General features: G+C 48.7%; 26 protein-coding genes. 10 read left to right on the forward strand and 16 right to left on the reverse strand.

What is annotated here, in order from left to right; all coding sequences use genetic code 11:
* The first annotated feature begins 30 nt into the window (after window positions 1-30).
* Together ACE3T3_RS10605 and ACE3T3_RS10610 are read left to right on the forward strand one after the other, a co-directional pair.
* Entirely contained in the window at window positions 31-1,650 is a 1,620-nt protein-coding gene (locus ACE3T3_RS10605; RefSeq protein WP_374666694.1) for an oleate hydratase, read from the forward strand.
* A gap of 160 nt (window positions 1,651-1,810) precedes the next feature.
* On the forward strand, window positions 1,811-2,266 hold the full coding sequence (locus ACE3T3_RS10610; RefSeq protein ID WP_374666696.1) for a DIP1984 family protein: 456 nt from the start codon (window positions 1,811-1,813) through the stop codon (window positions 2,264-2,266).
* 318 nt (window positions 2,267-2,584) lie between these two features.
* Here ACE3T3_RS10610 and ACE3T3_RS10615 read toward each other — a convergent pair whose 3' ends face one another.
* Window positions 2,585-2,776 (reverse strand): NF038215 family lipoprotein, encoded by a 192-nt coding sequence (locus ACE3T3_RS10615; protein ID WP_374666698.1) that lies wholly within the window; start codon window positions 2,774-2,776, stop codon window positions 2,585-2,587.
* A 254-nt stretch (window positions 2,777-3,030) separates the two neighbouring features.
* Between ACE3T3_RS10615 and ACE3T3_RS10620 the strand changes: the two genes are divergently transcribed.
* The 5 genes from ACE3T3_RS10620 (at window position 3,031) to ACE3T3_RS10640 (ending at window position 8,714) form a co-directional block, all read left to right on the forward strand.
* Window positions 3,031-3,579: a TetR/AcrR family transcriptional regulator gene (locus tag ACE3T3_RS10620; protein WP_374666700.1), complete on the forward strand. Its 549-nt coding sequence runs from the start codon at window positions 3,031-3,033 to the stop codon at window positions 3,577-3,579.
* A gap of 12 nt (window positions 3,580-3,591) precedes the next feature.
* Window positions 3,592-5,244 (forward strand): MFS transporter, encoded by a 1,653-nt coding sequence (locus ACE3T3_RS10625; RefSeq protein ID WP_374666702.1) that lies wholly within the window; start codon window positions 3,592-3,594, stop codon window positions 5,242-5,244.
* Window positions 5,245-5,323: 79 nt separating this feature from the next.
* A complete protein-coding gene (locus ACE3T3_RS10630; protein ID WP_374666704.1) occupies window positions 5,324-6,466 on the forward strand; it encodes an HlyD family secretion protein in 1,143 nt (380 codons plus the stop codon).
* Between the two features lie 61 nt (window positions 6,467-6,527).
* On the forward strand, window positions 6,528-7,424 hold the full coding sequence (locus ACE3T3_RS10635) for a 1-aminocyclopropane-1-carboxylate deaminase/D-cysteine desulfhydrase (protein WP_374666706.1): 897 nt from the start codon (window positions 6,528-6,530) through the stop codon (window positions 7,422-7,424).
* A 90-nt stretch (window positions 7,425-7,514) separates the two neighbouring features.
* Window positions 7,515-8,714 carry an NAD(P)/FAD-dependent oxidoreductase gene (locus tag ACE3T3_RS10640; protein WP_374666708.1) on the forward strand — a complete coding sequence of 400 codons (1,200 nt, stop codon included), beginning with the start codon at window positions 7,515-7,517 and terminating at the stop codon, window positions 8,712-8,714.
* Window positions 8,715-8,905: 191 nt separating this feature from the next.
* Here the strand turns inward: ACE3T3_RS10640 and ACE3T3_RS10645 are convergent, their stop codons facing one another.
* The 4 genes from ACE3T3_RS10645 to ACE3T3_RS10660 form a co-directional block, all read right to left on the reverse strand.
* Window positions 8,906-9,055 (reverse strand): hypothetical protein, encoded by a 150-nt coding sequence (locus ACE3T3_RS10645; protein WP_374666710.1) that lies wholly within the window; start codon window positions 9,053-9,055, stop codon window positions 8,906-8,908.
* Window positions 9,056-9,215: 160 nt separating this feature from the next.
* The gene (locus ACE3T3_RS10650; protein WP_374666712.1) at window positions 9,216-9,389 is read right to left on the reverse strand and encodes a hypothetical protein; all 174 of its coding nucleotides are present in this window, start codon (window positions 9,387-9,389) and stop codon (window positions 9,216-9,218) included.
* A gap of 67 nt (window positions 9,390-9,456) precedes the next feature.
* Window positions 9,457-11,196, reverse strand: a complete 1,740-nt coding sequence (locus ACE3T3_RS10655; protein ID WP_374666714.1) for a mechanosensitive ion channel — start codon at window positions 11,194-11,196, stop codon at window positions 9,457-9,459.
* Window positions 11,197-11,445: 249 nt separating this feature from the next.
* Window positions 11,446-11,715 (reverse strand): hypothetical protein, encoded by a 270-nt coding sequence (locus ACE3T3_RS10660; RefSeq protein WP_374666716.1) that lies wholly within the window; start codon window positions 11,713-11,715, stop codon window positions 11,446-11,448.
* 398 nt (window positions 11,716-12,113) lie between these two features.
* Between ACE3T3_RS10660 and ACE3T3_RS10665 the strand changes: the two genes are divergently transcribed.
* Both ACE3T3_RS10665 and ACE3T3_RS10670 read left to right on the forward strand, forming a co-directional pair.
* Window positions 12,114-12,536 (forward strand): hypothetical protein, encoded by a 423-nt coding sequence (locus ACE3T3_RS10665; protein WP_374666718.1) that lies wholly within the window; start codon window positions 12,114-12,116, stop codon window positions 12,534-12,536.
* A 166-nt stretch (window positions 12,537-12,702) separates the two neighbouring features.
* Complete coding sequence (locus tag ACE3T3_RS10670; protein ID WP_374666720.1) at window positions 12,703-12,927, forward strand: hypothetical protein; 225 nt, start codon at window positions 12,703-12,705, stop codon at window positions 12,925-12,927.
* 497 nt (window positions 12,928-13,424) lie between these two features.
* On the opposite strand, the gene ACE3T3_RS10675 is transcribed toward ACE3T3_RS10670, so the two are convergent.
* Window positions 13,425-14,186 (reverse strand): ferredoxin--NADP reductase, encoded by a 762-nt coding sequence (locus ACE3T3_RS10675; protein ID WP_374666722.1) that lies wholly within the window; start codon window positions 14,184-14,186, stop codon window positions 13,425-13,427.
* Between the two features lie 85 nt (window positions 14,187-14,271).
* Here ACE3T3_RS10675 and gigC point away from each other — a divergent pair, with 85 nt between their 5' ends.
* Window positions 14,272-15,156: a LysR family transcriptional regulator GigC gene (gene gigC, locus ACE3T3_RS10680; protein WP_374666724.1), complete on the forward strand. Its 885-nt coding sequence runs from the start codon at window positions 14,272-14,274 to the stop codon at window positions 15,154-15,156.
* Between the two features lie 59 nt (window positions 15,157-15,215).
* On the opposite strand, the gene ACE3T3_RS10685 is transcribed toward gigC, so the two are convergent.
* The 10 genes from ACE3T3_RS10685 to nuoH all read right to left on the reverse strand — a co-directional run bounded on the left by ACE3T3_RS10685 (window position 15,216) and on the right by nuoH (window position 24,613).
* Entirely contained in the window at window positions 15,216-15,938 is a 723-nt protein-coding gene (locus tag ACE3T3_RS10685; protein WP_374666726.1) for a cold shock domain-containing protein, read from the reverse strand.
* An 88-nt stretch (window positions 15,939-16,026) separates the two neighbouring features.
* On the reverse strand, window positions 16,027-16,320 hold the full coding sequence (locus tag ACE3T3_RS10690) for a cold-shock protein (RefSeq protein WP_374666728.1): 294 nt from the start codon (window positions 16,318-16,320) through the stop codon (window positions 16,027-16,029).
* 83 nt (window positions 16,321-16,403) lie between these two features.
* Entirely contained in the window at window positions 16,404-17,039 is a 636-nt protein-coding gene (gene upp, locus ACE3T3_RS10695) for a uracil phosphoribosyltransferase (protein WP_374666730.1), read from the reverse strand.
* A 124-nt stretch (window positions 17,040-17,163) separates the two neighbouring features.
* Window positions 17,164-18,708, reverse strand: coding sequence for an NADH-quinone oxidoreductase subunit NuoN (nuoN, locus tag ACE3T3_RS10700; protein ID WP_374666732.1), 1,545 nt, complete (start codon window positions 18,706-18,708; stop codon window positions 17,164-17,166).
* A gap of 3 nt (window positions 18,709-18,711) precedes the next feature.
* Window positions 18,712-20,322, reverse strand: a complete 1,611-nt coding sequence (nuoM, locus tag ACE3T3_RS10705) for an NADH-quinone oxidoreductase subunit M (RefSeq protein ID WP_374666734.1) — start codon at window positions 20,320-20,322, stop codon at window positions 18,712-18,714.
* Window position 20,323: 1 nt separating this feature from the next.
* A complete protein-coding gene (gene nuoL / locus ACE3T3_RS10710) occupies window positions 20,324-22,213 on the reverse strand; it encodes an NADH-quinone oxidoreductase subunit L (RefSeq protein ID WP_374666736.1) in 1,890 nt (629 codons plus the stop codon).
* Window positions 22,210-22,518, reverse strand: coding sequence for an NADH-quinone oxidoreductase subunit NuoK (nuoK, locus tag ACE3T3_RS10715; RefSeq protein WP_005007970.1), 309 nt, complete (start codon window positions 22,516-22,518; stop codon window positions 22,210-22,212). The genes nuoL and nuoK overlap by 4 nt, the downstream gene beginning before the upstream one ends.
* Entirely contained in the window at window positions 22,518-23,036 is a 519-nt protein-coding gene (gene nuoJ, locus ACE3T3_RS10720; protein WP_374666758.1) for an NADH-quinone oxidoreductase subunit J, read from the reverse strand. The genes nuoK and nuoJ overlap by 1 nt, the downstream gene beginning before the upstream one ends.
* On the reverse strand, window positions 23,036-23,578 hold the full coding sequence (gene nuoI, locus ACE3T3_RS10725; RefSeq protein WP_374666738.1) for an NADH-quinone oxidoreductase subunit NuoI: 543 nt from the start codon (window positions 23,576-23,578) through the stop codon (window positions 23,036-23,038). The genes nuoJ and nuoI overlap by 1 nt, the downstream gene beginning before the upstream one ends.
* Window positions 23,579-23,596: 18 nt before the next feature.
* Window positions 23,597-24,613: an NADH-quinone oxidoreductase subunit NuoH gene (nuoH, locus tag ACE3T3_RS10730; protein ID WP_374666740.1), complete on the reverse strand. Its 1,017-nt coding sequence runs from the start codon at window positions 24,611-24,613 to the stop codon at window positions 23,597-23,599.
* Window position 24,614: the final 1 nt, after the last annotated feature.

Below are 24,614 nucleotides of genomic sequence, written 5' to 3' on the forward strand. Positions count from 1 at the left end.
TTTTTCAACTTCTGAAGAATGAGGGTAAAGATGCAAAATAACAAACGCGTAGCGCTAGATGCTCAACAATCGCATCTTTGGATCATTGGCGGAGGCATTGCCGGCATGGCGGCCGCCGCATTTGCGATCCGTGATGCAAAAGTTCCGGCAAAAAATATCCATATCTTAGAAGAGCTCGATGTTTCGGGCGGCGCAATGGACGGCGGGCACACCCCTCATGCAGCGAAAGCTTGGGTGACACGCGGCGGGCGCATGCTGACCGATGAAACCTATCTATGCCTTTGGGACTTATTCTCCAGCATCCCCTCTTTAGAAAATCCGGATATTTCAGTGCGTGAAGAATGCCGTGAATTTAATGACAAAGTGAAAACCCATGCCAAGGCGCGTTTGATTGATGCTGAGCATGTGATTGCGGACGCCGAAAAACTTGGCCTGAACACCCTGCACCGCGCGCAAATGCTGCGCTTATTGGCGCTGAAAGAAGAAAAAATCGGCAGCCGCCGTATTGATGAGTTTTTTGATGAGGCATTTTTTGCAACCAATTTCTGGCGCATGTGGCGCACCACTTTTGCTTTTCAAAAATGGCACAGCGCCGCTGAGTTAAGGCGCTATTTCCTGCGTTTCATTCAGGAGCTGCCGCGGATTCATACCTTGGCAGGCGTAAAACGCACCAAGTACAATCAATATGATTCAATGATCCTGCCTTTGCAGCGCTGGCTGACAGCGCAAGGCGCCGATATTCGTTTTGGGCATTATGTTACAGATGTGGACTTCATTACGAATGCTGAAACTCAAGAGCGCCAAGCCTCGCACCTGTATGTGCAGCTTCCTGAAGGTTCTGAGCAAATCAATCTGAAACCTCATGATTTGGCCATTTTCACCTTAGGCTCCATTACCGCAGATACGCGTTATGGCGGCAATCATGACGTGCCCGCCCTCATCCGTGACCGGCAAGACCATGGCTGGACACTGTGGGAAACGTTGGCGCAAAAAGCCCCGGACTTTGGTCGTCCAATGAGCTTTTATGGCAATGTCGATGAACATAAGTGGGAATCTTTCACGCTGACCATGCAAGATGATGCGCTGCTGAAACGCATGATTGACTATACCGGCAATGAGCCGGGCACAGGCGCACTGATGACATGGTATGAATCGGGCTGGCATCTCTCCATTGTGGTTCCAGCACAGCCGCATTTTGCTGACTTGCCGGCAGGCAGGCATACTTTATGGGGCTATGGTTTCCAAATCGACCAGATCGGCGATTATATTAAAAAGCCAATGTCTGCAGCCACAGGCCAAGAAATTTTAACGGAACTGGTGAAGCAGTTAGGTTTTGATGACCTTTTGGATCATGTTTTAGCCACGACTGAAGTCACCACAGCCATGATGCCTTATGCCTCGGCCCTGTTTGCCTGCCGTAAGCCCGGTGACCGCCCGCAGGTGATTCCGAAAGGTTCGCAAAACTTTGCCTTCCTTGGACAATTTGTGGAAATTGAAGACGATGTGGTCTTTACCGTCGAATATTCCGTACGCGGCGCCATGCTGGCCATTTATGAATTCTTCGGGGTCGAGCGCGAAATCCCAGATATCTACAATGGCCTGCTGGACCCGAAAGTAGGCTTGAAAGCCTTGGAAACAGTGTTTCATTAAGGTTTTAATATTTTAATATCTGGCGGTAAAAGCATGCTTTGGTGCTTTTACCGCTTTTTTTTTGCAGCATGGACAGGCTGCAAATAACAAAACTGACTTGAAGCTTTGCCTGCACAAATGCAGTATAAGAGCTGTCTCAAACTTAAAAAAAAAGCAACCTATGAAACTTGCAGAAGCGCTCCTGCTGCGCAGTGATCTACAAACCAAGCTTGCATCATTGCAGCAGCGCATCAACAGCAATATCTTAGTGCAGGAAGGCGATGCGCCGAGTGAAGATCCAAATCAGCTGATTCAGGAAGCCACAGCAGTCAATACCGAACTGCACGATTTGATTCAGCGCATCCATGCAACCAATGCACAGGCGCAGGCCGCCAGCGGTAAAAAGCTTTTAGCGCTGATTATTGAGCGGGACGCGCTCACCAGCCAGCACCGCATTTTACAGCAGGCCATTGACAGTTCACGGCGTGAAAACGGCCGCTACAGCTCCAGTGAAATCCGCTGGGTAAAAACCGTGGCGGTGGCGGATCTGCAAAAACAGGCGGATGACATCAGCAAGCAATTGCGTCAGAATAATTTAGAAATTCAAGCTTCAAATTGGCAGATCGATTTAATTTAAGCATTTGGATAGCTCTGTTATACACCTAGATTGTTATATACCTCGATGGCTATGGCACCTATCCATTCCAGTTCGGGCATATTGGGCGAGTGCAAGGCCTTTTCCGCGTTTGTAAGGCTTTAATTCAACAAACGCTTGCAGGAAGTAAGGCGTCTGCTTCAAATTTTTACACCTCTGACGCAGCACCATGCATCTCTTACTTCTTACAGATCACGCCGCACTACCATGCACTGACAATATGCCCACCCTATTGCACATTCAGTATTCAGCCCGCCGCTAAATGATGCGGCTTAAGCGGTACAGCTTCATTTCAGCCGCTTAGTCATGCTGAATTTGATCGGCCAACACCGCTTCATTCTTAGGCATTTTATAGTCCTGATCAGATGCAGGCATGCCGCCGATAATCATTGTGCGCACTTCTGTTTTCGGCTTGTTTAAATCTTCCTTTGCATCACAGCCTGCCACGCTCAGCAGCAGGCACGCCATTATGGCTGCGGATAAAATTTTCATCCTATCCCCTCCATGTTTATCCTTATGCCTTTCAGCATAGCACTGCTGTATAAATTTTCACCTTAAATTTCGCATTTGGATATCCATTTCACGCGCAGCAGATCCTCATAAACCTTAATGCATATTTTTCAAAATCTTAAGATCAATTTAAAATTGCTTGATGGATAAATTTACAAAAAACCACAATGCAGAATATTTACAACGGACATTTTTGTCCGTTAAATACTGCCTATCCCGTTTAAAACCAGAACACTATGTCACTTCGCCAAGAACGCGCCGCGCAAAACCGTGAGGAACTGCTGGCCGCTGCAATCCGTATTTTCCGCAGCCATGGCATTAATGCGCCGCTGCAGCTGATTATTGATGAAGCGCAAGTTGGCCGGGCAACCTTTTACCGCAATTTTTCAGACCGCCGCGAGCTGGTGCTGGCGCTGATGGAACAGGCCTTAGACCGCTTGGAAAACCGTGCGCGCAATCATTCGCAATATCAAGACGGCTTTATCCGCCTGATTCAAGACCATATTCACAACATTCCCTATCTGACTGCCCTGATGGAATATTGGCGGGTGATAGATCGGGATGACCCAGCCATGGTGCAGATCTACCAGCGCCGCGATCAGATTCTGCAGCCGCTGATTGATACCGCCATTGCCAATGGCACCTGCCGCAGCGATTTCAGCCCGCGCGACTACACCATGGTGACCTCGATTTTGCGGGCCGCGCTGCAAGGCTATACCGATGCCGATCAGGAAAAACTGGCGGCGCGCGCCGTGGATTTATTACTGAACGGCATCCGCCCATAGCAAGGATAGACCATGGCTCAACCTCCCCGCCTGCTGGAGCCTGCACCGGACTGGACTGCAGATGAAAAACCGACGCTGCCCGGTTCTCCAGCGGCCATCTCGCATCCGGCCTACAAGCGTTTCCTTTATTTTTTTATTGGCCTGTTTGTCGCGATTTCCGGCAGCCTGAGCAACGGCTTTATCACCGCCAATTTGCCTTTAATTCAGGGGGAATACGGCTTAACACCCTCCGAAGCCGCGTGGATTCCTGCCGCCTATGTCATGGCCAATGTCAGCGCCAATTTAATTTTATTCAAAGCGCGCCAGCAGTATGGCCTCAGGCTGTTTTCAGAAATCGGCCTTATGCTGTTTATTGCAGTGATGGTGCTGCATCTGTATGTGCACACCTTTGAAATGGCGGTATTTGTCCGCATCGTCAGCGGTCTGGTGGCCGCGCCGCTCAGCTCCTTGGGCATGTATTACATCATGCAGGCCTTCAGCCGGGTCAATTTCGGACGCGGCTTATATTTGGCGCTGGGTTTCCAGCAATTGGGCATTCCGCTGGCATGGATCATGTCGCCTTATCTGGTCGATGTAAATGACTGGGGGCTGCTGTATACCTTTGAACTGGGGCTGGCGCTGTGCTGCCTCGCTATGGTGGTGTCCTTAAAACTGCCGCGCAGCCTGCGGATTGCTGTGTTTGAATTTCAGGACATTTTCACCTTTGCACTGCTGGCGACCGGATTTGCCTTACTCTGCATTGTGCTGACCCAAGGCCCGATTCTGTGGTGGCTGAATGCCGACTGGCTGGCCTATCTGCTGATTGGCGCGCTGATCCTGATTACGGTCGGCCTGACCTATGAACATTACCGGGTCAATCCGCTGATCATTACCCGCTGGCTGGGCGCATCTTCAACCATACGTTTTATTTTAGGCGCTTTTGCCATCCGCTTTGTCATGTCAGAACAAAGCTATGCGGCAGTGAATTTTCTGAAAACCATGGGCATGGGGCCCGATCAGTTTGTGCATTTTTATCTGGTGATTTTGTTCGGTATTCTCAGCGGCACCCTTTTCAGCGCGCTGACTTTTTCCCGCGAAAAAGCCGTGTGGCATCTGCTGGGCGCTGTGGCGCTGATTTTTATCGCCTGCGGTCTGGATCATCATCTGACCAGTGATGTGCGCCCGGAAAATTTCTACCCGAGCCAGTTTTTAGTCGGCTTTGCCAGCGGCATGTTTATTGGCCCGCTATTGCTGACGGGGGTTGTCAATGCCCTGCAGCGCGGCCCCAATCACATGGTGACCTTTATTGTGCTGTTCTCCGCCAGCCAGACTTTTGGCGGCTTGATGGGGTCTGCATTTTTTTCCAGCTATCAGCAAATGCGCACTCAGCATTATCAAGCGGAGATTATTGCCGACCTGCCCGCCACCAACCCGCAAGTTGCACAGCGCCTGCAAATTTATGCGCAAAGCAGCCAGCGCTATACGCTTGATCCTGCACAGGAACAGAATCAGGCGCTGCGCAGCTTAAATCAGGCTGTCGCCAAAGAGGCGCAAGTCCGCGCCTATAACGATGTGATTTTTATGAATCAGCTGTTCGCCGTAGTGCTGCTGTTCTGGGGCTTATTTGTGATCGGCATGAATCAATACCGCAGCTACAGACAGCGCCTGCTGCCCAATTCCAGCTAGCATCTATAAAGCATTTTGAAATCAGCAATTTTTTATCCTTAGCGAAGCCAATATTCACTCATTATATGTAGAGACGTCCATGTCAGAACAAGAAAAGCCGGCAGAAACAAATACCGTATCTTCCAATACGGCGGCCGCGCAGCCCGCAGCTGCGCCCAGTCCAGCGCCATCGAGCAAGTTGATCCCCACCGATAAGCGGGTGCTGGCACTGATGTTCTTTGTGCTGCTGATCGGCATCAGCCTGATTCTTTGGGCATGGAAAATCGGGCCTTTTCATTCTGCGGTGGAATCGACTGAAAACAGCTATGTCAAAGGCAAGACCACCATTTTGTCTTCGCAGATCAACGGCTATGTCAAAGATGTGCTGGTGACGGATTTTGAAACCGTCAAGCAAGGCCAGCCGCTGATGCACATTGACACCACCACCTATGACCAAAAAGTGACGCAGGCGCAGTCCGGCATCGATCAGGCGGAAAATAACCTAGCCAATCAGACTCAGGCCATTCAGCAGCGCAAAGCCGATATTGCCGCAGCGGAAGCCAAAGCCGATCAAGCGCGGGCAGCCTATGAACTGTCGGCAACCCAGCTGCAGCGTTATACGCAATTGGGCGACAGCGGCGCCGCCTCTAAAACTGAACAGGATAAAGCGCGGGCGGATGTCAAAAACAACTTGGCTTTGCTGCATCAGGCAGAAGCCAATATTCAAGTCGCGATTGAAGCTTTAAAAACCGCGCAAGTTGCGCAAGCAGGCTTGACTGCGCAAGTCACCAGCGCCAAAGCGCAGCATGATCAGGCGGTCACCACCAAAGACTACAGCATCATCACCGCGCCGATGGACGGCCAGCTGGGCGAAGTCACACCGCGTGTGGGCCAGTATGTGGCCGCGGGAACGCAGCTGATGTATCTGATTCCGCAGCAGCGCTGGGTCACCGCCAATTTTAAAGAAACCCAAATTGCCGATATGCAGATCGGGCAAAAAGTCTGGTTTACGGTTGATGCCATGAATCACCAGCAGTTCAGCGGCAAAGTGGAGCGGATTTCGCCTGCGGCAGGTTCTGAATTCAGCGTGCTGAAACCGGACAATACTACAGGCAACTTTACCAAAGTCGTGCAGCGCATTGCCGTGCGCATCGCCATTGATCCCAATCAAAAAGGCATGGAACGCCTGCGTCCCGGCATGTCGGTGGTGGCTTCGGTGGATACCGCATCAACACCCCAATGATAAAGCCGCTGCACGAAGAATCCGCTACAATATAGCCGATTCTTCCGCCTGAATTGCGCCTATGCCTGACTTTAATTCATTCGATGCTTTCGCCTTTAATGCGCTTGCGCATGACATTCCCTATCAAAGCCTACAGATGCACGGCGTGACGCTCTGCATCAAGCGTTTAGACTTGGTGCATCCGCGTATTTCCGGCAATAAATTTTTTAAGCTGAAATACAATCTGCTGGACGCGCAGCAAAAAGGCTTCAAGCAGGTGCTGACCTTTGGCGGCGCCTATTCCAATCATATTGCCGCCACTGCCTATGCGGCGCAGCGCTTTGGCTTTCAAAGCATTGGTATCATTCGCGGTGAAGAACTGGCGTACAAACCGCGCAATGCCACCCTGCAAACCGCACAAGATTTTGGCATGCAGCTGCACTTTGTCAGCCGTGAGAACTACCGTAAAAAACAGTCCGAAGATTTTATTCAGCAGCTGCAGCAGGAATTTCCAAAAACTTGCATTATTCCGGAAGGCGGCACCAATGCCCTCGCCATTCAAGGCTGCACGGAAATTTTAACTGCGGATGATGTGAAGACTTTTGATCTGATCTGCTGTGCAGCGGGTACTGGCGGCACCATTTCCGGATTGATTAAAGCCAGCTCAGATCAGCAGCAGGTGCTGGGCTTTTCTGCGCTGGAAGGTGATTTTCTTACGCAGGATGTGCAGCAATGGACAGCACGGCGCAACTGGCGCATCACCGATGAATTCTGCTTTGGCGGCTATGCCAAAACATCGCCTGAGCTGATGCAGTTTATCCAGCGTTTTGAACAAGAGCACAGCATTCCCTTAGAGCAGGTCTATACTGGCAAAATGCTGTTTGGGCTGGAACAAATGATTCTGCGCAGAGAGATCAAACCCGATCAGCGGGTTTTAGTGATCCACAGCGGCGGCTTGCAGGGAAAATCCCCATCTTAATGCTGGCGAAGACCGCAAACAGCTTTCCCTGAAAATTCAGCCAAAAGGAGGTATAATCCGCGGTCTTTTCATTCTCCCGCAGGCTTGCTCATGTCCAAAAATCTGTACGATGTCGTGGTAATCGGCGCTGGCGCATCGGGCTTAATGCTGGCCTACAAAGCGGCGCAGCGCGGGCGCAAAGTGCTGGTGGTGGAAAAAGCCAATAAAGTCGGCAAAAAAATTCTGATGTCCGGCGGCGGAAAATGCAATTTTACCAATCTGTATGTCGAGCCTGAAAACTATATTTCGCACAACCCGCATTTTGTGATTTCAGCCCTGTCGCGCTATACCAATTGGGATTTTATTGGCATGGTCTGCGAATACGGCATTGACTATGAAGAGCGCAAGCATGGGCAGCTGTTTACCCTCAACGGCGCCAAAGAAATTCTGTCGATGCTCTTGGCCGAATGCGATAAAACTGGATTGGTGGAGATTAAAACCAGCTGCGAAGTGAAAGCAATCAATGCGCTGGACGGTCAAGGTTTTCAAGTGGCGAGCAATATCGGCTATTTTGAAGCGGAATCTGTGGTGATTGCTTCGGGTGGCCTGTCCATTCCAACTTTAGGCGGTTCAGCCATCGGCTATGACATTGCCAAACAGTTTGGCCACCATATTTATCCGACCCGTGCAGGACTGGTGCCTTTCACTTTTTCTGACGGTTTTAAAGAAGTTACCACCCGCCTCAGCGGCAATGCCGTCGAAGCGACTTTATCCAATGAATTAAATAGCTTTACCGAAGCGCTGCTGTTTACCCACCGCGGCCTGAGCGGGCCAAGTTCACTGCAGCTGTCCAACTATTGGGATGTCGGCCAAAGCTTTAAAATCGACTTCCTGCCCAGTGTCGATTTAAACGAATTTTTAAAATCTAAAAAGCAAAGCCAGCCGAAAGTCCTGCTGCGCACCCTGCTGACTGAACATCTGCCTAAAAGCGTGGTCACTGAACTGCAAAACCTGATTTGGGCTGAACAGGCCGATACCGCCATCGGCAACATCAGTGATGAAAAGCTGGAAAATATTGCGCAGCGCCTGTCGGCATTTGAAGTCAAGCCCTCAGGCACAGAAGGCTACCGCACAGCCGAAGTGACGCTAGGCGGTGTAGACACGGCCGAAGTGTCTTCTAAAACCATGGAAAGCAAAAAGCAGAAAGGCCTGTTCTTTGTCGGAGAAATTTTAGATGTGACCGGCCATTTGGGCGGATTCAATTTCCAATGGGCATGGGCGTCTGCGCATGCCGCATCGGAATATGTCTAAACCTATTTGGAATTGCGGCAACAGAAGAACACTTAAAATCGCGATCCAAGCAGAGTCAGGCTGAATTAAAAAAAGGCGGTTGATTTCATCATCAACCGCCTTTTTCTGCAGGCTCAATTCAGTCCAAATCACGGCACGCTGATCATTTCAGCACCGATTGTCTAAACGGAGCATGCTTGCAGCAATCCGTGTTATTCCAAATAATCTGTCTTGAATAATGACACGCCTTTAGACGTCGCTAAACGGTTCATGGCTTGTTCCATTTTTGCCAGCGCCTGTGTTTGATGCGTTATACGCACAGATGATTGATTGTTTAATGTTGCAATAATTTTATTCAGCATGGTGATTCCCCTCATATGCCATTCCCTGACGTTGCTGGAACTGATGATAGACCAGTTATATTTCCGTACGATTAAAACTAAATCCCTCTATTTCATTTATATTTTTATGAAATTAAATCAGTTTTATATATCTCAGAAAATACCAAATAAAGTTTAAATCTCAAACACTTTTTTTCTGATCTGGCGCGCCATTTTGCCGCGGCTGCTTATTTTTCTCGGCTTCGGCACGCTTTTTGGCAGCGAAAATATATTTATAGGCGCTGGCTAAAAAGCCGATGGTGATTCCTGCGATAACGACTGGGGCAAGCACTTTATTCGGCGCTTTCTTTGACATGTTTACACCTCTTAAAAATAAACAATCGGCCGTACTACTGTGGCCGATTGTTTTCACATTGAACAGGTTATTCCGGGTCATTTTTTGGCGGCGTATGCGTATCGACACCTGCTTCTTTTTCTCCTGTAGAGCCGAATGGATTATTGGCCGGCTGCTGCGCCGGATCGACATCCAGCTGATCAGGCGTAGCAGTTTCTTTTTCCACCACACCCGGCGCCTCTTGATGATGCACACTGTAGCCTGCATCCAAATGGCTGGCCTCCGCATCTGCGGCAGCCGAAGATGATGGTGCTGCGCCAAAGCATTTCGCCCGCGCCTGATCTTTCACCGGATTCGGCTGGCAGCCTTCTTTTTTGGCTTTATCAATCAAATCCGTCAGCACCCGCTCTGCCGGCTGGCGTCCGCCCAGGCCAAAGGCCAAAGCAAAAGCCACAGCCACAGCGCCCAGCGTCAAGCCAAAGGCCAAATTGACGATTGAATCGGCAATTCCCATCGCGCGCAGCCCCATGGCCACCACTAAGCCCATAATCAGCACACGGACGAGATTACCCAGCCAGCGCGAACTGTTGTATTCACCCCGCTGCACAATATTAGCCACAATATTGGCCAGCCAGAAGCCGATCACCAAAATCACTGCGCCCAGTAAAATATTTGCGCCGAACTGAATAAACATGGCGATTAAGCCGCTGATTTGCTCAAAGCCCAAGCGGCTGGCGGCTTCAGAGACCGCAAACAGCATGGTAAAGAACACAATCAAATAGCCGACAACATCCGACAGTTTGGTCACGCCTAAAAAGCGCTGTACATCCAGTTTTTCCGGCACACAGTCTACGCCTGTGCCAGCCACAACCTCTGCTGCCAATTTCGCCACAAAACGCGAAACCACGTAGGCCAAAATTAAAATCAGCCCTGCAGCAATAATATTGGGAATGGCGAACATGATTTCATGCAGCATCGCGGTTGCCGGCTGAGAAATCGCATCAATGCCCAGCGCTTCAAAAGCCACAATCAGCGCCGTAATGATGATGACTGCAAAGACAAATGAACCCAGCAAATGCGCCAAGTTGCCATTTTTAAACAGGCCGATTTTTTCCGCCTGCGACTGCAGATTCAAGCTGCGCACCAGCCCTTCAATGATGCCGCGGACAATTTTTGCCAGAATATAGCCGACAAAAATAATCACGCCGGCGATAAAGATATTCGGCAAGTACAATACTACTTCATTGACCATGTTCTGCACGGGATAAAGCAAGCCGTTCAAGCCTAAAATTGCCAGCACGATCGGCAGGAACAGTAGCAAAATCAGCCAGTAGGCAATGTCACTGATATTTTCACTGATTGGGCTGACACCGACTTCTGAGCTGAGCTTTTCATCCAGCTGAGTTTTATTCAGCAGCTTTTGTGAACCGGCTTTGACCAGACTGGCAATAATCCAGCCTATAAACGCGACCGCCGCGGCAGCCAGCAGCTGCGGAATAAATAAGAGGAACAGCTGAATCATATTGCTGAACGGCCCGCTCACGCTGGTTAGGTTCAGCACATTCAATGCGCCGATCACGGCAACAATGAAGATGATCCAAAACACGATACGGGAAACAATGCTTTCAATATTGGAACGGTGCCCAGTCGCGCTGGACAGCTTTTGATTGGTGCCGAGCTTTTCCAGCAGCTTTTTAATACCACCGGCAATCAGCAGCGCAACGATCCAGCCAATAAAAAGGATGGCCACGGCGCTGAGGATCGGATGAAATTGATCCCAATAATACATGGCATCAAAGCGTCCAGCGCCTCCATGATAATCATTCATTTTTACGCCCTCATTGTTATTGCTTCATCTATTTTTTTACGCAAGTATTTCTGTAATACCGTGCTCTTCATTGACAGCAAAATGCACAGCAAAACCCTTCGAGCTTACTCATCCACATTAAGTTTTGGTCTTTTTTTAATCAATATTGAACTGCAGAACTACAACAAAAGGGCACAATCCATTGCAAACCAAAAGCCCTAGCTTTTCAGTTAGGGCTGTTCATTCAATGCAGTGAGCACCGTAAAGCGGCTAATAGCCAGCGGCCTTGCTGTCCTTTGTTCCCGCCTCATTTCCTGCGGCACCGGCAGCGGTATTATTTGGCGCAGCGGGCTGCGCTTGCGGATTTGGATGATTTGGCGGCGCATCACTGGCACTAGGCTTAATACCTGCTGACATATAAATAATCAGCGCAATAAAGAAAATTCCGATGAGCGCTAAAATATACACAGGTATGCGTTTTTTCTGAGTCGTTTCTTCTGCGCTTTCGGTATGGGGCGGTTTATTAAAATCATGTGTCATAATTTTTCCCCTCAACTTATTATCCATGTGTTGTTTTTTTATACTAGCAATCCCTTATGCTTCTGTATGTGAAGAAGCTTTGCAAGATAGTGAGAAGTTGTAAATTTGCTTTATTTCAAAATTGCCTGATTATTCAAAAACACTTTTAAATCAAGCCAATAAACACCATACAGCAGCCGCTTATCCCGCACCATAAAACCAAAGCATCTATGCCTTAGATCAGCATTTATGGCCTAAATCCAGCCAATCGCCCTGTGCAGTGCGCCTTAAAAAATGCAATGCAGATTGCGGCATGCTCCGGCACTGCCTCCCGGCGGATGCCCCGCCATGGAAAGACTGCCTTTGCCTCAATAAATGAGCTATAATCATGCACCTTATTTTTCATGCATTGTTTCTATATGGCGTATCGTCAGCAAAGTGTAACGCTTGATCTTGATACTGACGTCACTCATCAATGTGCTTTGCACTACACACGTGATCAGCATCTGATTGGCATTATTGAATTTAATAAACCCAGCTATGTCCTGAAATGGGGCGATCTGGAGTTTTTCCGCCGCCGGACAGAAGAATTTTCTGTGATGCCTTTTCCGGACTGCGTCAATGCCATGATTATTGATATCCGCAATGTGACGGCTTTTCTGGATAATGAAGTGCCGATTATCCCTTGGCGCCTGCTGGAAGAAGACTGTCCGGTGCGTTTGGTCGTGCCGCAGGAACGCCTGGATCATTATGCCGGTTTCTTTGAGCCGACATGGCTCTCTACAGATGTAGACAGCGCGATTCAGGAAATCCGCGAATATATGGATATGTTTGTGCATTAACAAATCCTCAGCTTCAAACCATCCTCCGTTCTGGGGGATTTTTATTTTGAATCTATTTTTATGGCTAGGCTGAATAGCACTGTACCGCAGCAGATAAAAATTCTGCCAACGCCGCTCAATTAGGATAAGGTTAAAGCTTCACCTAAACTGACGGGCAAAGCAGATCATGAATATTTTTTCCGTGCTGTGTATTGCTGCAGTTGCACTTTTCACCGGCTGTGCAGTTTTGCCTCAATTTCACCCTCAGCCCAAACGCTTAAACCAGCAGCCTGCTGTGCATCAGCTGCAATTGATCGATGCGCACGGCGCAGCATATGCACTGCACACAAAAGATAATTTTCAGCATGCGCTGCTAATCAGCCCCAGCGGCCAGCGCTATGCGCTTTATTAAACCCTTTCCGGCAGCGGCATCCGCTTAGCCAATGATCAGGGCGTGATTGTTCACTTTAAGTCGGATGCCGGCTATATTCTGCTGCACAAAGACCAGTACATTGAAATCAGCGTGCATCCTGAATAAGCTCAAGGAGCAGGCTTGACCGGCGGACAATCAAACGCTATCCACAGGCTAAGCCGGAAAGCCCGATCTTTTATCAATTCCGTCTTTTCGAATAAGGCCCTCTGCCAATCAAATGATTTAAAAAATAGAATGATCTAAAAAAGACCTTGCCTGAACATAGGCGGATTGCAGGAAATCAACCCCAACAGTGCGGGCATCCCATTGAAGCTTGAGCTTTGGCTTGATTAATGGCTCTTTTTCAAAACTCTGCTTTTTAGCCTTTCAAATGAGCCAAAGCCAGAATGCAGTATTCTGGCTTTGGGGTTGAATTCATCCAGAACTGAACATGCGCCGAATATTGGCTGAGTGTTCAACTCAACACAGCACAGGATTTACCAATAATTTTCGACGGCAATATTGCCTTCGCCACGCCGGTTCATGGTCAGCCCCCGGGCTTTCAGCGCATCCTTGGTGTCATCGACCATTTGCGGGTTGCCGCACAGCATCACATGGCTGCTTTCTGGGTTCAGCGCCATGCCGGCCGCTTTTTCCAAATCGCCATTGGCAATCAATACCGGCAGACGCTCATGCAGCGGCGCATTCGGGTCGCGGGTCACAATCGGAATAAATTGAAAGCCGGAATGCCCTTCGCCAAATACAGCGGCAATCTCATTGATCCGGTCAACATAAGCCAATTCCGCTTCGGTGCGCACGCTGTAGACCAAATTGATTTTTTGATATTTTTGCCAGGTTTCAAAATCCTGCAGCATCGACAGAAACGGCGCCAGGCCAGTGCCTGTGCCCAGCAGCCATAAATCTTGCGGCAGCGGCAGCTGATAGCGCGCCAAGGTTAAAAAGCCGTAAGGGATTTTTTCCAAGTACAGCTCATCCCCCACTTGCAGATGCTGCAGATTCGAGGTGAACGCGCCATCCGGCACCACAATGGAGAAAAACTCTAAAGTTTCATCAAAAGGCGAAGACACCACTGAATAAGCGCGCACCACCAAATCGTCTCCGACCTTTAAGCCAATGCGGGCAAATTGGCCCGCCGTGAATTTAAAATGAGCCGGCCGCGTCATGGTAAAGCTGAATAAAGTATTGGTCCAACGATGTACAGATAAGACCTTTTCTAAGCTAAATTTCTCAATTGACATGATTTCAACGTGGCATGAAAGACTGTGCTCATGTTAGCATGGCCGCCTAATTTATTAATATTTTTTAAATGTTAAGGCTCTATTCATGCGCATGACTTTACGCCAGTTGGCTGTTTTTGTAGCAGTCGCTCAAGAAGGTACGGTAACCAAAGCCAGTGATGCGGTAAAACTCACGCAAAGCGCCGCGAGTATGGCTTTAGCAGATTTAGAAGATGGTTTAGGCGCGCCGCTGTTTGACCGTTTAGGCAAACGCCTGCAGCTCAATGACTTAGGCCGTTTTCTGCTTCCGCAGGCTTTAGAAATTTTAGGCCGCTGTGACGCTTTTGAACAGGCGGCCAAAGGTGAACTGCAAAGCATTGACCTGCGTTTAGGCGCCACCCTGACCATCAGTGACTATCTGATGCCGGACCTGATGGCGGATTTCCTGCAGATTCAGCCGCAAGCGCATTTGCAGCTGCAAGTCGGCAATACCCGCCAAATGATTGAAGCGGTCAATCAATTCCAATTGGATTTGGCTTTGATTGAAGGTTCATGCCATTTGCCGCAGCTGCAGTGCATTCACTGGCGTGATGATGAGCTGGCGGTATGCTGCGCGCCCAATCATCCGCTGGCGCAGCTCAACCGCCCGCTGACCGTAGAAGACTTTAACAGCAATGTCGAATGGATTCTGCGCGAAGAAGGTTCAGGCACGCGTGAAGTGTTTGATAATGCCATTTTGCAGGATTTGCCGAATGCCAAAATCCGCTTAACGCTGGGCCACAATGAAGCCATTCTGAAAATTGTTGCCGGCGGCCTAGGCATGTCCTGCATTTCCAAGCTGGCCATTGAGCCGCTGCGCGACAAAGGCCAATTGGTGATTTTGGATACGCCTTTCTGGCAGCTGACCCGCCCGCTGTTTATGCTGGTGCACCGTCAAAAATACCAAGGCCCAGGCTTAAAGGCCTTTATGAAATTCTGTGACGATAAGTAAACCATCTTTACATGAAAGCGCCGCAAGGCGCTTTTTTATCCAGGATTCCTGAAAAGCCATCACCAGCGTGAATCATTTTCACAGGGCTCACCGTCATGATTGCCATCCATTTTTGTGCCCGGACAATTGCGCACAAACCAGCGCGCTTCTTCCCGTGAATTCATTTGTGAACAATGAATCCGCCCGTCACATTTAAAATTGCTGCCGCTGGCGAAGGCCTGCTGCTGCTTTTGCATTTCAATGCTGGCTTCAATTTTTTCTGCACGCGGCTGATTGGTCTGATGCACCTGCGCATCCAAATTGCGCTCGCCCTGCTCACTCAGCACACGTTCAGGCAAATGGCCTAACTGCGCGCGCTGCCCTTCGACAATTTTTTGCTGCTGCTCAATCAGCTGCTGGGTTTTCATCTGCTGCGCGTCTTGGTACTGCCGATACCATTCATAGCCTTTAAAGCCTGCAACGGCAATCCCCAGCAAAGCAGCAACAATCAAAAGCTTGGTTAACCAAGATATCTGAGATTGGCCATATTGCGGCGATGCTTTGGCCTGCGGCCTTTTTTTGCTTGCCGCAGCATTATTGTCTAAGCGCTCAATACAGTCTGCTTTAAACCGCCCCTGATCCTCAACAATCATAAACTGCAGCTGTTCGCCGATTTTCGGCGGCCGGTCTTTATTTGGAAAATCTTTAATATGAAAGAAAATTTCCTGCGCCTGCCCCTTGGCTGCAATAAAGCCAAAACCGCGCTCCGCGTTATAGCTTTTGACTGTCCCCTCTAAATACATCCCAATCTCTGAATTTTTTATAATATTTTTTTATTATAATAAAAAAAGAGGCTTAAGTGCCTCTTTTTAATTGTCTTTATAGCAAAAATCAGCGTCTGAAATTATTCAGCAGTGATGAAGTAATCGATTGATTGTGCTCCGCTACCCGCGACTTTTTAGCTTTTTTCGATTGATCTTCTACCCGTTCAATTTTTACAGCTTTATATTTATCGCCATTTTGAACCGCTGTAAATCTCACCCGCTCGTGGCGTTTAGGTTCGCCGTCTGCAGCTGGAAAATCTGAAATATGGAAAAAAATATCGCCTTCTGCAGAGCCAATAAATCCATAGCCTTTTTCAGGATCATACTGCTTCACTTTGCCCAGATGCACTTCGTCTTTCATGCTGCTGCCCTATTTTAAAAATGCCTTTGGTTCATTATATAAAAAAGAGGCTGTGGAAGCCTCTTTTTTTCTTAGTCTAAAAATCAATCTTTTTGCACTGAACCGAAAATTTTGTCGCCGGCATCGCCCAGGCCTGGAACGATATAGCCGCTTGCATTGATGCCCTGATCGACCGATGCAGTAAAAATGGTGACATCCGGATGCGCTGTTTCTACGCGCTTAATGCCTTCAGGCGCCGCAACCAAAACCATTACGCGGATATCTTTACAGCCGCTGGCTTTCAATACATCAATTGCAGCAACCAATGAAGAGCCTGTAGCCAGCATTGGGTCGATAATCATGGCAATGCGGTTTTGCACGTCCGGCACTAATTTTTTGTAGTAAGTGCGCGCTTCTAAAGTTTCTTCATCGCGCTCTAAGCCCAAAACGGAAACTTTTGCGCTTGGAATCAGATTCAGGAAGCCTTCCAGCATGCCGATGCCCGCGCGTAAAATCGGCACAACGGTAATCTTTTTGCCGGCGATGCGGTCTACGGTTACTTTGCCCGCCCAGCCGTCAATTTCATGATCGCAGACAGGCAAATCTTTAGTTGCTTCATAGGTCAGAAGCATGGTGACTTCTTGTGCAAGTTCACGGAAATTTTTAGTGCTGATGTCCGCACGGCGCAATAAACCAAGTTTATGGCGGATAAGCGGATGACGGATTTCATGGATAGCCACGGGAGAACACCTAAAAGGTTAAGATCAAATTCTGTCTATTATAGTAAATTTTGCCGTCTGATAAAAATAAAAAAGCCCTCTAAGTCGAGGGCTTTTTTGCAATAACTGAATTAATTCACATTAATCAGTTAAAACCGCTTTGTACTAAAGCCAGAATGAACTGCTGCAATTCAGGTGAAATCGCAAAGAATGCGACTCTTGAAGCTGCAATAATCGGATCTGGATAAACACCGAACAGCAATACAAGCGCTGCAGCGCCGAGCACCATGATACCGCCGACTTTTTGACCCCAATGGTCAACAGCGTCGATACGCGGGTTCTCAGGCGGCGTCATATACATCACGATAATAACGCGCAGGTAGTAGTACAAGCCGATACCGGAACCAATGATGATCATTGCTGCCAAGAACCAAGACTGGCCCGCAACCGCAGTTTTAATCACTAAGAATTTACCGATAAAGCCCGCTGTTAATGGAATGCCCGCCAAAGACAGCATCATGACCGTCAATGTCGCAGTCAATACTGGACGGCGCCAGAATAAACCGCGGTACTCTGCCAAGCTTCCTGCTTCATCTGTATTGTTGTATGGGCTGGACATTAAGGTTACAACACCGAACGCGCCGATGGTGGTTAACACATAAGTAATCACATATACGTTTACAGATTCAAAAGTTGCAAAGCCTTGCACTTGAAGGAAGTCAGTATTGCGTGCGCTGACAACAGCCACCAGCAGATAGCCGAAGTGAGCAATAGATGAATACGCAAGAATACGCTTCAAGTTCACTTGGCGAACCGCCAGCAAGTTACCTGCAAGAATAGAAAGCACTGCAATCACTGTTAAGATGATGACAAAGCTGTCTGACAGGATTAAGCCAGAAGACAGGACATAGCGTACAAACAGGCCAATCATTGCCACTTTTGCAACAGTTGCAAGGAAAGTCGCGATTGGCGCTGGCGCGCCTGCATACACGTCAGGTGTCCATTTATGGAATGGCGCAAGTGACAGCTTGAATGCTACTGCAAAGACGATCAGCGCTAAGCCCAATACCACCGCTGGCTGACTGAAAGTTGTGAACAGTTTGCCTGGTTCAGCAACAAAGTTCAGTGTGCCGGTGTACGCATAGATGTAAGCCATACCCATCAGCAGCATTGCAGACGCAGTCGCTGAAAGAACAAGGTATTTCACACCCGCTTCAAGCGATTGAGAACGCTGATGCGTATATGCCAATAAGCCGTAAACTGGAATTGACATTAACTCAAGGCTGATGAAGAACGATGCGTAATGCGTGCTTGCCACCATCAGCAATGCGCCGGTAACGGACGCAAGCATCAGGATGTAAAGCTCTTCGCGGTTGTCTTTATACGTTTCAATGTAGGCATGCGACAATGTGCAGCACGCAAGCGCCGCAACAATGATCACAAACTGATACAGCATCGTAAACGGATCTACGATGAATAGATTCATTACGTTTGCAGGCGCAAAATTGCCTGCGAACACGACGAATAAAATGTAAAGCGCAGCAAGGTTCAGACCGACAACGGATACTGTTGCAGCTAAATTATGGTTACGCTTGATGGCTACCAGCAGCATCACCACCACCGCTGTTAAAGCGACGATCATGACTGGCGCGATAGGCATCAGCTCTGCAAATGACATTGTGAAGTTCATGACTTATTGGATCTCCACATTTTCAGCTGAAACGACAGCTTGCTGCACTGTATCAACTGCTTCTTGAACAGGAATGTAGCTATTCGCTAACCACGCCATGCTTGAGTTAGAAACGTCAAGGAACGTTTGCGGGTACAGACCCAGCCAAACCAGGCTCAGCGCGCAAATTGAAAGAATCACCACTTCACGCACATTCAAATCTTTTAACGGATTTGTGTAATGCGCCTGCTGTGCTTCATTCGGCGTACCGAACAGCGCTTTGTGGATCAGGATTAAGCCGTAAAGACCTGCGAATACAAGGCTGATGGCAGCAAGAATTGTAAACACTGGGAATTTTTCATAAGAGCCCATCAAAATCAGGAACTCACCGATGAAGTTACCTAAGCCTGGGATACCCACAAGCGCAGAAACAAAGAACATCAGGAAGAATGCAAGATATTTGAATTGGCCGCGGATGCCGCCCATCAGGCGAAGATCACGCGTATGCAGGCGTTCGTAGACTTGACCGCACATGATGAACAATGCAGCAGATGAAATGCCGTGAGCCAGCATCATGATCATTAAGCCTTGGAAAGTCAAAATGTTGCCTGCATAGATCGCAAGCAAAACAAAGCCCATATGTGAAATCGAGGTATATGCCAGCAGGCGTTTCATATCGGTTTGCTGGAAAGCACACCAGGCGCCGTAGAAAATACCGATTAAACCGAAGATGATGGCAATGTCAGCGAACTGAGCAGAAGCAGCCGGGAAGAACGGAATCACGAAACGCAATAAACCGTAAGCCGCTGTTTTAATCAAGATACCTGCCAAATCGACAGAACCCGCTGTTGGCGCTTGCGCATGCGCGTCTGGCAGCCAGCCGTGCAATGGGAAAACTGGAAGTTTAACCGCAAAGCCGATGAACATGCAGATCATGAAGGCATAAGCTAAAGCAGGCGCCTGCGCTTCTACAGAATGAGCAATGCCCATCAAGTAGTTATAGTTGAAGCTGATTTGACCAGTTAATGAATAACCGACAGCCACAAGGCCCAGAATGCCGATCAGCATGATCAGGCCAGCAACTTGCGTATAGATGAAGAACTTCGTTGCTGCATAGACACGAGACTTGCCTTCCGCGCCGCGGTGACCCCAAAGCGCAATCAGGAAGTAAATCGGAACCAGCATCATCTCCCAGAAGAAGAAGAACAGGAACATATCGATAGCAAGGAATACGCCGATCACGCCGCCCAAAGACCATAGCAGGTTCAGGTGGAAGAAACCGACATTCTTCTGAATCTCACCCCATGAGCAGCCTACTGCCAGCACACCAAGGAGCGCAGTCAAGCCCACCATAAGAAGCGATAAGCCATCCACAGCCAAGTGGATGTTGATGCCGAGGGTTTGAATCCAAGGCAAGTTGAACTGAGCCGCCCATGTAGGAACAGTGCCGCCAAGTTCGTAGTTATAAGTACCCGTTTGCCAAAGAACGATGGTTAAAACCAGCGTCACCAGCATACCGATCAAAGCGATATAGCGCGGCAAGTGCTGGTCGAGTTTATCGACCAGCCAGCATGCGAAACCGGCAATGAAAGGAATAAGGATCAGAGCGGGTAAAATTAAATTATTAGTTTCCATTTTATTTCCCCACAACCTGAATCACGACCAAGATCATCAACAGGACAACAGTACCGAATGCCATGCTTGATGCGTATTCACGCAATGAGCCTGTTTGACGTGAACTTGTGAAGCTGTTGCCGCCCTTAACCAGTGCAGGCAGAACCAGCCATAAGCCGTCAATCGGATCGCGGCCTAAAATTTTCGCAATCAGCAGATAAGGTTTCACAAATACGATGTCATACAGCGCATCGAAACCCAGTGCATTGCGGCAGATATTCACAAAGCCAGCGCCCAATGATGTTTTCGCAAAAGCTTTGACAGCACCATAAGCAAAAGCAAACAGAATCACGCCAATCACCAGGCCTGCAAGCGCAATGCCTACAGCTGTGTATTCAGCGCTGTGCATGCCGTGTTCCAAAGCTTCTGGAACATTGAATGCCGGAATTTTGGCTGCGTTCAGGATATTGGTTACTGGCGCTTTCAATACATAAGCTAAGCCAGTAGACAATACTGCAAGAATCGCCAATGGACCCCAGTATGTGATGCCTTTAATTTCATGGTAAGGCGTATTTTCTTTGCCAAAGAATACAACCCAGATTAGACGGAATGTATAAATTGAAGTTAAGAATGCGCCTGCAACACCAGTCCAGTATAAGCAGTCATAAATAGCAACCGCTTGGCCTTTCACCCAAACCGCACCCAAAATCGCATCTTTCGAGAAGAAGCCGATGGTGATGAATGGAATTGCAGCCAATGCGCCGCCGCCAATCGCGAAACATGCAAACAGGAATTTGTTCTTGTGGAACAGGCCGCCCATTTTGAAAATGTTTTGTTCGTGATGGTAAGCCAAGATCACCGCACCAGAAGACAAGAATAATAATGCCTTGAAGAATGCGTGAGTCAGCATGTGGAACAAGCCAGCTTGATACGCTTCAGCACCCACAGCCATAAACATGTAGCCGAGCTGACTCATGGTTGAGTAAGCCAGAATACGTTTGATGTCTGTTTGCACCAAGGCTGCAAAACCAGCAACCAGCAGCGTTACCGCACCTGTGATTGAGATGAACATCATCACTTCAGGCGCTTGCTCTAATACAGCAAACATACGGCAGCACAGGTAAACACCCGCGGTTACCATGGTTGCTGCGTGGATCAATGCAGATACAGGTGTAGGACCCGCCATCGCATCGGCCAGCCATGTTTGCAATGGGATTTGCGCAGATTTACCTGCCGCGCCCAAGAACAGCATTAAAGCAGTCCAGATTGCAATTGAAGAGCTTTGAGCCAAAACGGCTGGCGCAGCAGCAACCACTTCCGCAATGTTCAAGGTACCGAATTGCTGATAGATCAGGAACAAAGCGATCAGCAGAAATACGTCACCGATACGGGTTACCGTAAAGGCTTTAATCGCTGCAAAACCGTTTGCCGGGTTTTGGTAGTAATAGCCGATCAGCAAGTAAGAGCATAAGCCTACGCCTTCCCAGCCCAGGAACAATAACGCTAGGTTATCGCCCAGAACCAGCAGCAGCATGCTTGCTACGAACAGGTTGAAGTAAGAGAAGAAGCGCGCAAAGTCTTCTTCACCGCGCATGTACCATGTCGCGAAGATGTGGATCAAGAAACCCACACCTGTAACCATGCCCATCATGAGCAATGACAAGCCGTCAAGATGAAGCGTAAAGCCTGGCGCCAAGTTGCCCGCGCTGAACCATGTCCACAAATGCTGTGTGGTTGCCACTGAACCGTTATTGACGAAGTCCAGACCGGCAATCAAAGCGAACAATGCAGATAGGCCAACTGAGCCTGCCCCAATAATCGCTGCAACTTTTTCAGGAAGATTGTTGCGTCCCGCCGCTAAAAGGATAAAACCAATGAGCGGAAATAATACTGTTAAATATAAATAGCTCATCCGCGCATCTCACTAGCAGCATCCACATCCAAATGATGGAAGCGATGATAGAACTGAAGGACGATGGCAAGACCGATACAAGCCTCTGCCGCAGCAAGCGTTAAGATCAAGATGAACATGATTTGGCCATCCGGCTGCGCCCATGCGCTGCCTGCCAAAACGAACGCTAAAGCAGCAGCGTTCATCATGATTTCAAGGCTCATCAAAATAAAGAGTAAGTTGCGTCGAACCATTACACCGTAAAAACCCAGTGCAAAAAGAATGGTTGCAACGATCAAACCATGTTCTAAAGGAATGTTGCCCATTATTCTTTTTCCTCTTCTGCACTTGGTTCACGTTTGCCAAGATGGAATGCAGCGACAACCGCGCCCAGCAATAACATCGCAGCAACTTCGACCAATAATAAGTACTGAGTAAAGAGTGTCGTACCCACAGCTTTCGGGCCAATGACTTCAGCGCCCATCACCAAAGATGCTTTGGTGTAGTCAGAGCCAAGCATCCAAACCAGCACAAGGCCCATCAGGAAGCTCATCAGCGCAGGATAAGCCCACGCAGATGAAGTCAGCCACTTGCTTTCCTGTTCCATCGTTTGCTGACCCAAGTTCAGCATCATCACGACGAATACAAAAAGCACCATGATCGCGCCTGCATAGACAATGATCTCCAGCGCGCCGGCAAACGGCGCGCCCACGATCATGAACATGCCGGCAACAGCAAGCAAGGAAACAATCAGGCTCAATAAAGCGTGTACGGGATTGGTGTTGGTCACAACACGAATCGTAGAGACGATGGCCACAAGCGCCATCAAATAAAACGGCCACATCATGGTAATAGACTCCGTACATCAACAGGCGCACTTTCGCGTTGTGCTTGACCTTTGTCTTTACCTGCAACTGCCATACCGGTTACGCGGTAGAAGTTGTAATCAGGATATTTACCCGGACCTGAGATAAGCAAGTGTTCTTTCTCATACACAAGGTCTTGACGAACGTATTCACACAGTTCGAAATCAGGCGTCAGCTGAATAGCCGTTGTTGGACACGCTTCTTCACACATACCGCAGAAAATGCAGCGAGAGAAGTTGATACGGAAAAACTCCGGATACCAGCGTCCATCTTCGTGCTCTGCTTTTTGCAGTGAAATACAGCCCACTGGACAGGCAACCGCACAAAGGTTGCATGCTACACAGCGTTCTTCGCCATCTGGGTCGCGCGTCAACACGATACGGCCGCGGAAACGCGGCGGCACGATTTCTTCTGCTGGCACTTCCGGATATAAAATGGTGTCACGTTTACGCGTCACGTGTGAGAAAACCATCCACAGTGAACGTACAATTGACCCAAATCCAGCTAGAAACTTAAACATTTTGTTCTCCCTGCTGTCTTAGGCCTGATTCATCAGAATCACGGCACCAGTCACAAGTAAGTTGACCAACGCCAATGGCAAGCAAATTTTCCAGCCAAAATTCATTACTTGGTCATAGCGAGGACGCATCAAAGAGCCGCGCGCTAAGACAAACATCATTACAAAGAATGCTGTTTTGATAATGAACCAGAATGCTGCTGGAACATACGGAATTTCGAGGTTGAATGGCGCTAGCCAGCCACCGAAGAATAAAGTAACGATCAAGGCAGAGATCAGCACCACGTTGACGTATTCCGCAACGAAGAACATCCCCCATTTCATGCCGCCGTATTCTACATGGTAGCCTTCAGCCAATTCCTGTTCCGCTTCCGGCTGGTCAAATGGGTGACGGTGAGTGACCGCTACGCCTGCAACCACGAAAACCAAGAAACCTAAGAATTGAGGAACGACAAACCAAACATCGCGCTGCGCTTCTACAATTTCACGCATGTTGAATGAGCCGGCAATTGCCACAACGCCCATCAGCGAGATGCCCAAGAACACTTCATAAGAAATGGTTTGAGCTGCAGAACGCAGGCCGCCTAATAACGCATATTTGTTATTTGATGACCAGCCGCCGAACAGTACCGCATACACTGCGATGCCTGCCATTGCCATAAAGAACAGCAAGCCGATGCTCATGTCCGATACGCCTAAATAAGGCGATACCGGAATAACCATGAATGACAGCACCGCAGTTGCCATCGCAACTGCCGGCGCTAGACGGAAAGTCAGCTTGTCAGCAAATTTCGGTGTCCAGTCTTCTTTGAACATGATTTTCAGCATGTCGGCAACGATCTGGAACATACCGCCCGGACCGACACGGTTCGGACCGTAACGGTCTTGCCATAATGCCAGCAAGCGGCGTTCAATGAACGACATCAGCGCGGCAATTAAAACCACGGCCAGCAAAATCACAATCGCCTGCAGCACAGAATAGGCGATTGGCCAGTTCTCAGCCCACAGCGGTGTCTGACGGATTAATTCTTGACTCATG

The organism is Acinetobacter sp., assembly GCF_041919735.1.
Lineage (GTDB): Bacteria > Pseudomonadota > Gammaproteobacteria > Pseudomonadales > Moraxellaceae > Acinetobacter.